Source organism: Kitasatospora sp. P5_F3, from assembly GCF_054049135.1.
This window is the reverse complement of record NZ_JBFUMY010000013.1, coordinates 1-12,725: the sequence shown is the minus strand read 5'-3', so window position 1 is coordinate 12,725 and position 12,725 is coordinate 1. Positions and strand designations below refer to the sequence as shown.

Sequence of the window (12,725 nt, the reverse complement as noted above, 5' to 3'; positions counted from 1 at the left end):
GAAGCTCTCCGCCCGGGTGGCCCGAACTGGAGGAAAATCCGTGAGGCCGAGCAGCGCGCGCGTGCTCCCCGCCCTGGTGTTGGCGATGCTGGCGTTCAGCGTGGTGCAGACCGCGGTCGTCCCGATCCTGCCGTCACTGGCCAAGGAACTGGACGTCTCCGGTTCGAACATCACCTGGCTGATGACGGCGAACCTGCTGTCCGCCGCCGTACTGACCCCGCTGCTCGGCCGCTTCGGCGACCTGCGCGGCCGAAAGCCGATGCTGCTGGTGTCGCTCGGCGGCCTGGTCGCCGGGTCCGCCCTGGCGGTCGGCACCCACTCGTTCACCTGGCTGGTGGTCGCCCGCGTCCTGCAGGGCGCGGGCGGCGGGGTGCTCCCGCTGGCGATCAGCATCGTCCGGGACGAGCTCCCCAAGGAGAAGGTCACCGGCGGCGTGGCGCTGATCAGCGCCTCGATGGGCGTCGGCAGCGGCCTCGGCCTGGTCGCCACCGGCATGCTGTTGGAGCACTGGAACTACAAGTCGATCTTCTGGATGGGCCTGGCCTTCGGCCTGCTGGCCGTCGTCCTGGTGATCTTCCGGGTCCCGACCGACCCGGTGGTGGACAAGAACGGCGGCGCCGACCCGCTCGGCGCACTCACCTTGGCCGGCTGGCTCTGCGCCCTGCTGGTCGCGGTCAGCCAGGGCAACACCTGGGGCTGGACCTCCACCCGCACCCTCGGCCTGTTCGCGGTCGCCGCCGTGATCGCACTCATCTGGGGCTTCATCGAGGTCAAGGTCGCCCACCCGCTGGTCGACATGAAGATGATGGCCCGTCCGGCCGTCGCCTTCACCAACCTCTCCGGGCTGCTGATCGGCTTCGGCATGTACGGCTCGTTCATGGTGATCAGCAACTTCGCGCAGACTCCCGAGAAGGTCGCGCACTACGGCTTCACCGCCAGCGTGCTGCACGCCGGTGTGATGCTGCTGCCCTCCGCGATCGGCTCGATGGTCGCCGCCCCGGTCGGCGCGCTGCTGATCGCCCGCCGCGGGCCCCGGCTGCCGCTGGTCCTCGGTGGCCTGCTGGGCGCGGTCGGCCTGATGTACCTGGCGGTCCGGCACGGGGCCGAGGCTGACATCTACCTCTCCTCCGCCGTCTTCGGCCTCGGTGTCGGCCTGGCCTACGCCGCGATGCCCGCCTACATCAACGGCGCCGTCCCGGCCGAGCAGTCCGGCATCGCCAACGGCATGAACGCCGTGCTGCGCACCGTCGGTGGCGCCATCGGCACCGCCGTGATGGGCGCCATCCTGACCGGTGACCTGATCCCGAACCTGCCGGTCCCGCTGCCCACCCTGGACGCCTACCAGCACGCCTTCTGGGTGGCCGGCGCGATGTGCCTGGTGGCGGCCGTGGTGCCGTTCGCGATCCGCCGGATCAAGACCACTCCCGCCCCGGTCGAGGCTGCCGCCGTCGCCCCGGAGCTGGTGAAGACCGACGCCTGACGGCGTCGACCGCGCGCTCAGGGACGGGTCGCGCGGTCACCGGGTCCAAGGCGGTACGTGAGGGCATCACGACCGCACCGAGGGCCCGGCCGGATGATCGGCCCCCGCACCACTGGACACGGTGCGGGGGCCGCTCCCGTTTTCAGTACTCCTCCTCCTCGTCCGGGAGGACCATCCCCGGCCGGAGCGGCTGCGGGCGGGACGGCGTCAGCTCCGGGTCGTCCACCGCGAAGGTGCGGACCCGGCCGATCTCGCTCTGCGGGGTCTCGAACCGTACCGTCACCCGGCCCACCCCGCTGCCCTGAACCCAGCCGGGGCCGAGCTGAGCGTGCGTCACATCCTGCCCCGGGCGCCAGTGCCTGGTCTCCTCCACCACCGGCTCCGGCTCGGGGGCCACGGTCGGCTCCTCCACTGCCGCAGCGGCCCGCTCAGCGCGCTCGGCCTGCTCCGCCTGGGCGAACAGGTCCTCCTGGGTGAAGTCGGCCAGCTGCGACACCCCGACCCCCAGCAGCCGGACGCCACCGGTGATGTCCACCTGCAGGGCCAGCCGCCGGGCCGTCTCGGCGATCACCGTCTCGTCGTCGGTGGGCGCCCGCAGCGTCTCCGAGCGGGTCAGCGTGGAGAAGTCGAAGCGCCGCACCTTGAGCACCACCGTCCGCCCCGAGCGACCACTGGCGTGCAGGCGACGGACACAACGGGCCGTCAGCACGTCGATCTCCTGCAGCACCCGCCCCCGGTCCAGCAGGTCCACCTCGAAGGTGTCCTCGACCGAGACGGACTTGGCGTCCCGGTCCGGCACCACGGGCCGGTCGTCCTGACCGGTCGACATCTGGAACACGCCGAGACCGTGCGAGCGGCCGAGCAGCTGGACCAGCTCCGCCTCCCCCGCCGCCGCCAGGTCCGCCACCTTCTCCAGGCCGACCCGGCGGAGCGCCTGCTCGGTGGCCGGGCCGACCCCGGGCAGCGCCCGGACCGGCATGGTGGCCAGTACGGCCCGCTCCTGCCCGGGCTCGACCAGCACCAGCCCGTCCGGCTTGGCCTGCTCGGAGGCGATCTTCGCCATCAGCTTGGAACTGGCCAGGCCGACCGAGGCGGTCAGCCCCGTCCGCTCGGTGATGTCCGCCCGCAGGTCGGCGGCGATCGCCACGATCAGCTCCGGCGCCGCCACCGGCCCGGACGCCGCCAGCAGCGGCCCGTACGGACCCGCCTCCAGGTCGACGAAGGCCTCGTCCAGGCTGAGCGGCTCGACCAGCGGGGAGAGCTCTCGCAGCAGGCTCATCACCAGCTCGCTGACCTGCCGGTAGGCCTCGAACCTGCCGGTCAGGAAGGCCGCGTTCGGGCAGAGCCGCCGGGCCTGGGCCATCGGCATCGCCGAGTGCACGCCGAACTTCCGCGCCTCGTACGAGGCGGTCGAGACCACACCCCGACCGCCCAGGCCGCCGACGATCACCGGCTTCCCGCGCAGGCTCGGCTTGGCCGCCTGCTCCACCGCCGCGAAGAAGGCGTCCATGTCGAGGTGGAGGATGCTCGGCACTGACCGCACCCGCCGATCATCCCGCAGGGGTACGACAGTTACCGGGCGATTCGGTTCTGCGCGGCGCCGGGTCTCAGTGCGCGGCGTCCGCGAGTGCCCGGCCGATGCCGTGCTCCTGCTCGCCGAGGAACGTCGGGTCCGGCTCGAACAGCGCGTCCAGCGCCGCCTTGCCCGCCCCGGGGATCTCCCGCAGCCCGCCGTAGTACCAGGTACTGTTCGGGTCCTCGTCCACCCCGACCGCGTACGAGTCGATGCCCGCCGCCTGACAGAGCGCCAGCGCGCGGCGGACGTGGAAGGTCTGACTGACCAGCACCGCCCGCTCCACACCGAAGATGTTCCGGGCCCGGGTGCACGAGTCCCAGGTGTCGAAACCGGCGTAGTCCTCCACCACCCGCACCGCGGGCACGCCGTGCTCGACCAGGTAGTCGCGCATCGCGTCGGTCTCGTCGTACTCGGTCCGGCTGTTGTCGCCGGTCACCAGGACGGCCTGGATCCGGTGGTCCTGATAGAGCGTCACCGCCGCGTCCAGCCGGTGCGCCAGGTAGGGCGAGGGCTTGCCGTCGAACAGCCCGGCCCCGAACACCACCGCCACCGGGGCACTCGGCGCCTGCGCCACCGTGCCGACCCGCTCCCCGGCGCCGAGCCAGAGCCAGGTCATCGGCGCCAGCGCCACCGCACTCGCCGCCACCACGCTCTGGAACAGCCTCCGCTGGACCACCCGACGCACTGTGCCTCCCCTTGATCTTTCGTCCGGGGAGAGCGACGCTCCGTCAGCCCGCGCGGTTGCGCCGCTGGGCCAGCTCGTCGCCCGGGTCCTGGCCGACCAGGGTCTCGCCGGTGTCGGTGCGCTCGGCGTGCAGCCGACTCAGGGCCGTCTCCAGCTCCCGCCAGACCGCGCCCACCGCGATCCCGAAGACGCCCTGACCACCCTTCAGCAGATCGACCACCTGCTGCGGGGAGGTGCACTCGTAGACGGTGGCGCCGTCCGACATCAGGGTCAGCCCGGTCAGGTCCTCGGCCTCGGTGCCGCGCAGGTGGCTGACCGCCACCCGGATGTTCTGCAGCGAAACACCGGTGTCCAGCAGCTTCTTGACGATCTTCAGCAGCAGGATGTCGCGGAAGCTGTACAGCCGCTGCGAGTTGGCCGGGTAGGCCGTCCGCACGCTCGGCTCCAGCAGGCCCGTCCGGGCCCAGTAGTCCAGCTGACGGTAGGTGATGCCGGCCGCCGCACAGGCCGTCGGGCCCCGGTAGCCGACCAGTGCCGAGGTCGGCGTGAGGCGCTCGATCGCGGGCTGGCCCGCCTGCACCGCAGGGAACCGGCTGACTCTCGGCAACTCCGACTCGGCCCCGGCACCGTCCCGGGCCCGCTCCAGCACACTGCGCGCGGAGCGCGGGACGTGCACGGAGCACTGGCCTCCGACGGCTGCTTCGTCGCCCATGCCGCTCATGCCTACCTCCGTCCGCTCGTCCTGATGCCCCGTCGGCCCCCGGAAGGCGTAACCGACCGGAGCCACTCCTGACGGTAAGCAGTCGCCCCGGACCCGTCAACGATCGCCACGCCGGGCTCCGGTGACAATGTCACTCGGCCGAGTGGTTTTTCGTGCCCTCAGTGTGGGTATGCGAACGCCTTTTGGCAAAACAAGATTTGCGGACGTACGGCGTGGCGGACCACCGCCGCCGGGCTGCTGCGGCCCGGCTACTGCTGGCCGCCGAAGTCCTCCGGCGAGATCTGGTCGAGGAACTCGCGGAACTTCTCCACCTCGTCCTCCTGCTCGTCCGGGATCGCGATACCCGCCTCGGCGAGCACCTCCTCGGTCCCGAAGATCGGCGTCCCGGTACGCAGCGCCAGCGCTATCGCGTCGGACGGCCTGGCACTCACCTCGACCCCGCCGGAGAAGACCAGCTCGGCGTAGAACACCCCGTCCCGCAGGTCACTGATCCGCACCTCGGTGAGCTGCTGGCCGAGCGCCTCCAGCACGTCCTTGAACAGGTCGTGGGTCAGCGGCCGTACCGGCGTCATCCCCTGCTGGGCGAACGCGATCGCCGTCGCCTCACCGGGACCGATCCAGATCGGCAGGTACCGATCGCCCCCTACCTCCCGAAGCAGCACGATCGGCTGATTGGAAGGCATCTCCACCCTGACACCCACGACGTCGAGCTCGTTCACATCGCAACCCTATGACCCCTGCCCCGGATATGAAAGCGCAGCCGGTCAGCGCCAGGGTCAACCCTAGGGCCGCGAACGCAGTCCGGCCTGCACCATGGCCGCGTGCAACCGCACCGAAAGAGTCGCCAGCTCGCGCGCGGTGGCCTCGGCGTGGGCCCGGGTCTGCGGGTTGCGGTGCCGCCGCAGCGGAGCCACCACCTGGTCGATCAGGGCCACCTCGCGCTCGGCGCCCGCCTTCATCGCCCGCAGGTGCCGCGGCTCCAGGCCGAACCGGCCCAGCTCCGCCACCAGCCGGGCGACCTGCAGCGCCTCGCCGTCGTACCCACCGTCCGGACCGGCCGAGATCAGCCCGTACGACTCCCACTCGACCAGCTCGGGCTCGCCGGCCTCGGCGGCCGCCAGCAGCTCGGAACGCCCCAGCCGCACCCCGCCGCCAGGGGCGGCCACCAGCTCGCGGTCCGCCTCCTCCACCGGCCCGGGCCGGTTGTCGGGCGCGGGCAGCGCCGGGGGCGCCTCACCGCGCTCGATCGCGTCCAGGTGCTCGCGGATCACCCGCAACGGCAGGTAGTGGTCCCGCTGCATCCGCAGCACGTACGCCAGCCGGTCCAGGTCGGCGGAGCTGAACTTGCGGTAGCCCGAGGGGGTCCGCTGCGGCTCCACCAGGCCCTCCGCCTCCAGGAAGCGGATCTTCGAGATGGTGACCTCGGGGAAGTCGTCCCTGAGGAACGTCAGCACCGCACCGATGCTGAGCAGTTCGTCACCACGCCGCCGCGCCTCGCCCGCCCGGCGCGAACCGGGGACGGGCGAGAGCTCGACGGTGCTGGGGGTGTGCGCGGTCACTCGGGCTCCTGCCGACGTTGGGTTCAGTACCCCCGCTGGTGGCTGGCGAAGAAGACCAGCCGGTACTTGCCGATCTGCACCTCGTCGCCGTTGTTGAGCTGCACCTCGTCGATCCGCTCGCGGTTGACGTAGGTGCCGTTCAGGCTGCCCACATCGGCCACCGAGAAGCCGCCCGGCTGACGCCGGAACTCCACGTGCCGGCGGGAGACCGTGACGTCGTCCAGGAAGATGTCACCCTCGGGGTGACGCCCGGCCGTGGTCACGTCCGCGTCCAGCAGGAAGCGGCTGCCCGAGTTCGGGCCGCGCTGCACGATCAGCAGGGCCGAGCCCGGCGGCAGCGCGTCGATCGCCGACAGCACCTCGGCCGACAGCGCCGGGGTGGTGCCCGTGCCGGTGGTGGTGTTGGGGTCGTACGACTCCAGGCCGGAGATCGAGATGGTCGAGGTGGTCTCGGCCGCGCCCTCGGGCAGCTGCCCGCCGCGCAGCGCCGTGCCGCAGTTGGAACAGAAGCGTGCCGTGGCCGGGTTCAGGTTCCCGCACCGGAGGCACGGAGTCGGACCACCGGCCATCTGCGCTGCCTCCTGGTGCGGCACACCCGGCAGGGTGTGATCGGCATAGGGGTTCTCCTGGGCGAACCCTCCACCAGAGGTTGAGGGTCCCGACTGGAAACCTATGCGCGGAGCACCGGAAGCATCGACCGACGCGCCGTAACCCGCCGAATTCACCGGCGCCTGCCCACGGCCGCGGGGGGGGGCCGCGCGSTCGGCTCCTCGACCGCGACGCGGCTCTTCGAACGGCCGAACAGCTTCGAGAACAGACTCACGGGCGAATCCCCTTGCGTGTGACAGACCCGCCCGCGGGGCAGGGTGTGAGGCTCGGACAGGCGGTCGGCCGGACTGACGGCCGTGATCGGACGAGCGGTACGTCCCAGTGTCTCCGATGCCGGGGCGACCTCCCGCACCGGGGGCGGTCGAGAACTGACGGACCGTACGGAAGTCGAGCCGTCACTTCGCCGCCGGCTTGGCGTACTGAGGCACCGTCGGAGCGGCCAGGGCGTCGACGACGACCTTCTGCTCCTGGGTGATGGTGGCGCGTGCCTGCTGTTTCTCCAGGCTGCGCACCACGCCGCCCGGGATGTTCAGCGCGGGTGTCAGGTCCTGCGGATTCCCCACCACGGTGAACCGGAACGGCGCCGACACGTTCTTGCCGTCGACCTGCACGCCCCCGTCCGTGTCGGTGAAGTAGGTGCCTGCCACCACTCGCACATCGTTGATCTGAATCGCCTCCGCCCCCGCGGCTCGGAGTTCCTGCAGGGTGTCCAGCAGCATATCCGCCTTCACCTGCCGTTGGGGATCATCGATCGTCAGCACGATCCCCGGGCCGGTGGCCCGGACCGTACCGGCCAGCACCCCGAGTTCCGTCGCCTTCTTCCTGGTCTGCTCCTGGGCCTCCTTGGCCTGGTTGGAGCTGTTCTCCAACTGCGCCAGGGACTGTTCCAGTTGCGTCTTCTCCTGGAGGAGACGCTGCTGACGGCTGTCCAGTTCGTCGAGAATCCGAACCAGGTCCTCCTGCCGCGCGCCGCGCAGCTGGTTGTGGTCGTTGGTCGACCGCACCTGCACCGCCAGCGCAAAGCCGAGCACCATCAGCAGGGTCGCCACCACGACCTGCCCCCGGGACAGCCGGGGCGGCCAGAGCGCGACGGTCAGCCGACGGCGCGGGTTGCGCTCCGGCTCCGCCGTGGGTTCCACCTTCGGCTCCGCCTCGGGTTCCGCCGGCTCGGGCTGCTGCTCCTCGGGCTGCTGCTCCTCAGGCTGTTCTTCCGCTGCCATAGGTCCTCCTCAGGCCCGGAACACATGCCGGCGAATGGCCGCCGCGTTGGAGAAGATCCGGATGCCGAGCACCACCACCACGCCGGTGGACAGCTGCGAGCCGACGCCCAGCTGGTCGCCCAGGTAGACGATCAGGGCCGCGACCACCACGTTGGAGAGGAACGAGACCACGAACACCTTGTCGTCGAAGATGCCGTCGAGCATCGCCCTGACCCCGCCGAAGACCGCGTCGAGCGCCGCCACCACCGCGATCGGCAGGTACGGCACCACGGCGTCGGGCACCTCGGGCTGGACGATCAGACCGACGACCACGCCGATCACGAGACCCAGAACGGCAATCACGGTGTAGCTGCTCCTGAGGTGTCGGGCTGCGCGTACCGCAGCGTGATGCCGAGCGCGCCCGGCACGGTCAGCTTCTTCTGGACGGACAGGGTGGACTTGATGCCGTACCCGTCCTGGACCAGCTTGAGGTAGCGCCCTGCCTCGCCGTCCTGGAAGGTCTGGGCGAACTTCGCGCCGTTGCCGATCGCCAGCACGGTGTACGGCGGCACCAGCGGCCGGTTGTCCACCAGCACCGCGTCGCCGGCCGCCCGGATCGCCGAGAGCGCGGTCAGCCGCTGCCCGTTCACCGAGATCGCCTCGGCCCCGGACCGCCACAGACCGTTGACGACCAGCTGGATGTCACGGTCCCTCAGCCGGCCGGTGTTCTGGAAGCCGTCCGCCTCGCGGGGGTTGGAGACCGAGCCGCCCGCGCCCGTACCGGAGGCGTCCTCCAGCACCAGCTTCACGCCGGGGCCGCTGACCGCGGCGGTGCCCGCCTGGCCTGCGAGCTGCGCGAGCGCGCCGTTGCCGTCGGCCTGCAGGGCCTGGCTCTGCGCCCGGTCGACCTTGCCGCGCAGATCCTGGATCTGCTGCTGGAGCTGGTCGGTGTTGCCGTTCGCGTCCTTGACCCGCTGCACCAGGGCGTCCCGCTCCTTGGCCAGGGTCGGCGCCGCCTGGCGCGAGGTGACCGCGCCGACCGTCACCACGGTGGTGGCGAGCGCCAGTCCGAGCGCGAGCACCGCCTTGCCCTTGAGCGCGGTCGGCATCCGGCGGGGGCCCTGGTCCGCGCGGGCCTTGGCCGCCTCGGCGTAGCCCTCGTCCAGTCCGTGGTCCATCACGCTGGTCAGCAGGGACATCGAGGCGTCCGGGCGCGAGTAGCGTCCGTCCCGGTCACTCGGCGTCGGCGATGCTGGCATGCCGACCATCGTCCCATGTCGCGCGGGACGGCCGTGCACACCCCCCGCCGTACACGCGGGCGGCCATGGCCACCCGCCCCGACTGTTTCGCTACCGGCCGGCGCCGTCCACCACGGCCGCCCACTCGTCCAGCAGCTGCTGCGTCGCCTCGTCGTCCGGACCCTCGGCCCACAGGTGGGTGACCGCCTCGGCCGGGTCCGGCAGGACCAGCGTCCACCGCCCGTCCGGCTCGACCACCCGGACGCCGTCGGTGGTGTCAAGACGTCGGCTGCCCGCCGCCTCGACCACCGAACGCATCACCATGCCCTTGGCCGCCCACGGCGTCGCGATGTCCCGGCGCTGGATGTGCGCCTGCGGGATCCGGGCGTCGATCTGGCTGAGCGTCAGCTGCGTCCTGGCCACCAGGCCGACCAGCCGGACGAAGGCCGCCGCGCCGTCCAGCACTCCGCTGAACTCCGGCACGATGAAGCCGCCGCGCCCGTCGCCGCCGAACACCGTGCCCTCGGCCGAGGCCGCCTTCGCCAGGTCGTCCGGCGAGGTGCTGGTCCAGGTCACCTGGGTGCCGTGGTACGCCGCGACCTGCTCGGCGATCCGGGTGGTGGTCACCGGCAGCGCCACCTGCCCGCTCCGCCGCTCCGCCGCGACCAGGTCGAGCAGCACCAGCAGCGCCCGGTCGTCCCCGATCACCCGGCCCAGCTCGTCCACGAAGGAGACCCGCTCCCCGACCGGGTCGAAGCGCACCCCGAACGCCGCCCGCGAGGAGGCCACCAGCTCGCCCAGCCGGGCCAGCCCGGCCCGCCGGGACTCCGCGTCCTCGGTCGGCCGCGCCTCGTCAAGACCGCCGCTGACGGTCAGTGCCTCGACCCCGAGCCGGCCCAGGATGCTCGGCAGCACCAGCCCGGCACTGCCGTGCGCGGCGTCCACCACCACCTTCAGCCCGGCCTCCCGGACCCCGCTGGTGTCCACCGCCCGCAGCAGATTGCCCGCGTACGAGTCGAACACGCTGCCCGGGTGCGACAGGTCACCGATCTCACCGGGGAACGCACGCCGGTACTCCTGCCGGGCATAGACCCGGTCCAGCTTGCGCTGCCCGGCCTGCGAGAGGTCGGCACCGCGCTCGTCGAAGAACAGGATGTCCAGCGAGTCCGGCACCCCGGGCGAGGTCCGCAGGAAGATCCCACCCGCACTGCCCCTGGCGGTGTGCTGACGCGCCACCGGCAGCGGCACGTTCTCCAGGTCACGAACGTCGATCGCACTGGTCTGCAACGCCGAGATCATCGCCCGCTTGAGCGCCCGCGCACCACGCGAGTGGTCACGCGCGATGGTGACGGTGGCGCCCTTCTTGAGCGTGGTGGCGTACGCGCCGGCCAGCCGGACCGCGAGCTCCGGGGTGATCTCGACGTTCAGGATGCCGGAGACACCGCGCACCCCGAACAGGTGCTCCTGGCCCCGCGACTCCCAGATCACCGAGGTGTTGACGAAGGCCCCGGCCTCGATGGTCTTGAACGGATAGACCCGGACGTTGCCCGAGATGATCGACTCCTCGCCGATCAGGCACTCGTCACCGATCACCGCCCCGTCCTCGATCCGGGCGGCCCGCATCACGTCGGTGTTCTTGCCGACCACACAGCCACGCAGATTGCTCTGCGGCCCGATGTAGACGTTGTCGTGGATCACCGCCTTGTGCAGGAACGCCCCGCGCTTGACGACCACGTTGCTGCCCAGCACGGTGTGCTCGCGCAGCTCCACCCCGGCCTCGACCTTGGCGTAGTCGCCGATGTACAGCGGCCCGCGCAGGATCGCCTCCGGGTCCACCTCGGCACCCTCGGCGATCCAGACCCCCGGGGAGATCTCGAAGCCGTCCAGCTCGACGTCGACCTTGCCCTCCAGGACGTCGGCCTGCGCCTTGCCGTAGCTCTCGTGGGTGCCCACGTCCTCCCAGTAGCCCTCGGCGACGTACCCGAAGACCGGCTTGCCCTCCTTGAGCAACTGCGGGAACACGTCGCTGGACCAGTCCACCGACTCGCCCGCCGCGACGTAGTCGAAGACCTCCGGCTCCATCACGTAGATACCGGTGTTCACGGTGTCCGAGAAGACCTGACCCCAGGTCGGCTTCTCCAGGAACCGCTCCACCCTGCCCTCGTCGTCGGTGATGGTGATCCCGAACTCCAACGGGTTGGGCACCCTGGTCAGACAGACCGTCACCAGCGCGCCCTTGCGCCGGTGGAACGCGATCAGGTCGGTGAGGTCGAAGTCGGTCAGCGCATCCCCGGAGATCACCAGAAAGGAGTCGTCCCGGAGCGCGTCCTCCGCGTTCTTCACGCTTCCCGCAGTACCGAGCGGGGTCTCTTCGTTCGCATAGGTTAGGTGCATGCCCAACTCTTCGCCGTCACCGAAGTAGTTCTTCACCAACGAGGCGAGGAACTGGACGGTGACCACGGTGTCGGTGAGGCCGTGACGCTTGAGCAGCCTCAGCACATGCTCCATGATCGGGCGGTTCGCCACCGGTAGCAGTGGTTTGGGCATGCTCGAGGTCATCGGGCGAAGGCGAGTTCCCTCGCCCCCTGCCATCACAACGGCTTTCATATCGGGTGCGTCCTCCTTCGCGGCTCTGGAATGCCCCTTCACGGGGTTCCATCAAACCGTTCCGAAGGCATCTCTACCCGGTAACCCCCTCCCGACGCACCGATGGGGCGTGGGACTCGTCTCGTCCCACGCCCCATCAGGGGGTGTGTCGTGCACCGTAAGGGCGTGCAAAGGGTGCCCTACGGGTACCGGCGGCTCAGCTCGCGGCCGCGGCGGCGTCCGCCTTCACCAGCTGTCTGGCCTGCACCGCGTACAGGATGCCCGCCCACCAGTAGAGCACCGTCCCCCACCAGATGAACGCCCAACTCACCACACCGGCCACGTCGGCCAGCCAGCCCGAGCCGTCACCCAGCAGCAGAAGCGGAAAACCGTACATCAGATTGAAGGTCGCCGCCTTGCCGAGAAAACTCACCTGCAAGGGCCCGTACCGGTGCTTGCTCAGAATCGGCAACAACGCACCGATAAAAACCTCCCGCGCCAGCAGAAGCGCGGTGACCCACCACGGAAGGATCCCCCGCCAGGTCAGCCCGACCAGCGTCGACAGCACGAACAGCCGGTCCGCCGCCGGGTCCAGGATCTGACCGAGCCGGCTGATCTGCCCCCACCGCCGGGCCAGCTTGCCGTCCAGATAGTCGCTGATCCCACTCAGCATCAGGATCGCGATCGCCCAACCGTCGTTGTTGGGCCCGTCGAACACCGGCCAGAGAATCAGCCACAGGAAGATCGGAACGCCCACCAGCCGGCCCATGCTCAGCAGGTTGGGGATGGTGAGGACGCGGTCGGTCTGGACGCGCGTCTCCTGGACCTCCACTCGGGGGCCTCCCTGTACGGTACGTAATACGTTGCGGCACTGACCCTACAACAGAAAAGCCCCCCATCCGCTGAGGATGAGGGGCTTCTCTGAATGATTGTTCGGCGGCGTCCTACTCTCCCACAGGGTCCCCCCTGCAGTACCATCGGCGCTATGAGGCTTAGCTTCCGGGTTCGGAATGTAACCGGGCGTTTCCCTCACGCTATGACCACCGAAACACTATGAAACTGTATGACCGCA

12 protein-coding genes and 1 rRNA gene are annotated in these 12,725 nt (G+C 70.6%); 1 reads left to right on the top strand and 12 read right to left on the bottom strand.

What is annotated here, in order from left to right:
* Positions 1-40: 40 nt before the first annotated feature.
* Positions 41-1,480 (top strand): MFS transporter, encoded by a 1,440-nt coding sequence (locus ACXJMZ_RS11855; protein WP_457029960.1) that lies wholly within the window; start codon positions 41-43, stop codon positions 1,478-1,480.
* 142 nt (positions 1,481-1,622) lie between these two features.
* Here ACXJMZ_RS11855 and ACXJMZ_RS11850 read toward each other — a convergent pair whose 3' ends face one another.
* From ACXJMZ_RS11850 to rrf, 12 genes are all read right to left on the bottom strand, one after another.
* Complete coding sequence (locus ACXJMZ_RS11850) at positions 1,623-3,023, bottom strand: DNA polymerase IV (RefSeq protein WP_457029959.1); 1,401 nt, start codon at positions 3,021-3,023, stop codon at positions 1,623-1,625.
* Between the two features lie 64 nt (positions 3,024-3,087).
* Complete coding sequence (locus ACXJMZ_RS11845; protein WP_457029958.1) at positions 3,088-3,732, bottom strand: SanA/YdcF family protein; 645 nt, start codon at positions 3,730-3,732, stop codon at positions 3,088-3,090.
* A 52-nt stretch (positions 3,733-3,784) separates the two neighbouring features.
* The gene (locus ACXJMZ_RS11840; RefSeq protein WP_457029957.1) at positions 3,785-4,462 is read right to left on the bottom strand and encodes a MerR family transcriptional regulator; all 678 of its coding nucleotides are present in this window, start codon (positions 4,460-4,462) and stop codon (positions 3,785-3,787) included.
* A 248-nt stretch (positions 4,463-4,710) separates the two neighbouring features.
* Complete coding sequence (locus tag ACXJMZ_RS11835; protein ID WP_057236169.1) at positions 4,711-5,181, bottom strand: bifunctional nuclease family protein; 471 nt, start codon at positions 5,179-5,181, stop codon at positions 4,711-4,713.
* A 63-nt stretch (positions 5,182-5,244) separates the two neighbouring features.
* Positions 5,245-5,934, bottom strand: coding sequence for a transcriptional regulator FtsR (ftsR, locus tag ACXJMZ_RS11830; protein WP_457030009.1), 690 nt, complete (start codon positions 5,932-5,934; stop codon positions 5,245-5,247).
* A gap of 110 nt (positions 5,935-6,044) precedes the next feature.
* Positions 6,045-6,614 (bottom strand): FHA domain-containing protein, encoded by a 570-nt coding sequence (locus tag ACXJMZ_RS11825; protein WP_457029956.1) that lies wholly within the window; start codon positions 6,612-6,614, stop codon positions 6,045-6,047.
* 411 nt (positions 6,615-7,025) lie between these two features.
* Entirely contained in the window at positions 7,026-7,850 is an 825-nt protein-coding gene (locus tag ACXJMZ_RS11820; protein ID WP_457029955.1) for a DUF881 domain-containing protein, read from the bottom strand.
* Positions 7,851-7,859: 9 nt separating this feature from the next.
* Entirely contained in the window at positions 7,860-8,192 is a 333-nt protein-coding gene (locus tag ACXJMZ_RS11815) for a small basic family protein (protein WP_057236160.1), read from the bottom strand.
* On the bottom strand, positions 8,189-9,097 hold the full coding sequence (locus ACXJMZ_RS11810) for a DUF881 domain-containing protein (RefSeq protein ID WP_457029954.1): 909 nt from the start codon (positions 9,095-9,097) through the stop codon (positions 8,189-8,191). Before ACXJMZ_RS11810 ends, ACXJMZ_RS11815 begins: the two co-directional genes overlap by 4 nt.
* 81 nt (positions 9,098-9,178) lie before the next feature.
* Complete coding sequence (locus ACXJMZ_RS11805; protein ID WP_457029953.1) at positions 9,179-11,674, bottom strand: sugar phosphate nucleotidyltransferase; 2,496 nt, start codon at positions 11,672-11,674, stop codon at positions 9,179-9,181.
* Positions 11,675-11,870: 196 nt separating this feature from the next.
* Positions 11,871-12,485, bottom strand: coding sequence for a CDP-alcohol phosphatidyltransferase family protein (locus ACXJMZ_RS11800; protein WP_457029952.1), 615 nt, complete (start codon positions 12,483-12,485; stop codon positions 11,871-11,873).
* 99 nt (positions 12,486-12,584) lie between these two features.
* Positions 12,585-12,701: ribosomal RNA gene (gene rrf / locus ACXJMZ_RS11795) — 5S ribosomal RNA — on the bottom strand.
* Positions 12,702-12,725: the final 24 nt, after the last annotated feature.